Raw genomic sequence first — 933 nt, 5'->3', positions numbered from 1 at the left:
GAGTACGGAAGCGCAGAAGACCGCCATTCGCAGGCCGGCATCACCTGAGTATCGACAGACCTAGCCGGGCACCTTGAGCGGTGCGCGGCGTTTCAGCCATCCTGAAATCTTCTCCATTTGCGCTGCGAGCGACAAAAGCGTCTCCTCGTCGCCTGGCCGTCCCGCGGCCTGGATGCCGAGCGGCAGGCCACCTGCGGTGACATGCACCGGCAGCGCGATCGAGGGCTGGCCGCTGACATTGTGGATCGCCGGCCAGGGAGTGAACCACAGGCTCTTGTCCATCAGCTGGCCGAAAAACGATTTGATCCTGAGCAGCCCGGTAAGATGCAATTTGTCGAGGACGTTCTCGACGAGCTCGTCGGCGCCTTTCGGGTCCATCGCGCCGCAGGCGAGCGGCGGGTGCGCAATGATCGGCATCAGCACGGCATCGAAGCGCGCCGTGTCTTCGATCATCTGCCGCGCGGTGGCGTTGAGCCGCTGCACGGCGTCATAGACCTCGCCGGCGGACAGCATTTCGCCGAGGCGACCAAGCACGCGCGTCGCACGTTCGACCTCGCCGGACACCGGGCGGCCGACGCGCTTCGCCTCGGCACGCATCATGCCTGCGACGGCCGACGCGACGCTCTTGCAGAAATCGGCGATGAAGTCGCGGCCGATATAGGGCAGGTCGATCTCTTCCACCGTGTGCCCGCCCTCGCGCGCCAGCGCCACCGCGGTGTCCAGCGCTTCCATCGTCTCAGCCGAGATCGGCAGGCCGAGCGGCGATTTGCGGTAGACGGCGAGGCTGAGCCGGCCTGGATCGCGCGCCGCTGCGGCGGTGAAGGCGCCCTTGGGCTCCCGCGCCGCATAAGGCGACAGCGGATCGGCGCCGTGCGTCAGGTCGAGCAGGAGGGCTGTATCGCGCACCGAGCGGCTGACCGCATGGTCGACGAC

Annotated in this window: 1 protein-coding gene; it reads right to left on the bottom strand. The window is 67.3% G+C overall.

What is annotated here, in order from left to right; genetic code table 11:
• Positions 1-60: 60 nt before the first annotated feature.
• On the bottom strand, positions 61-933 hold an 873-nt coding region (locus EOA60_RS34920; protein WP_164899863.1), incomplete at its 5' end, for an amidase family protein.

Origin of the sequence: Mesorhizobium sp. M1A.F.Ca.IN.020.06.1.1 (assembly GCF_004023265.1) — a bacterium.
In the GTDB taxonomy this organism is placed as follows: Bacteria; Pseudomonadota; Alphaproteobacteria; order Rhizobiales; family Rhizobiaceae; genus Mesorhizobium.
Note: the sequence above shows the minus strand (reverse complement) of the source record. Positions and strands in the feature narration are given on the sequence as shown.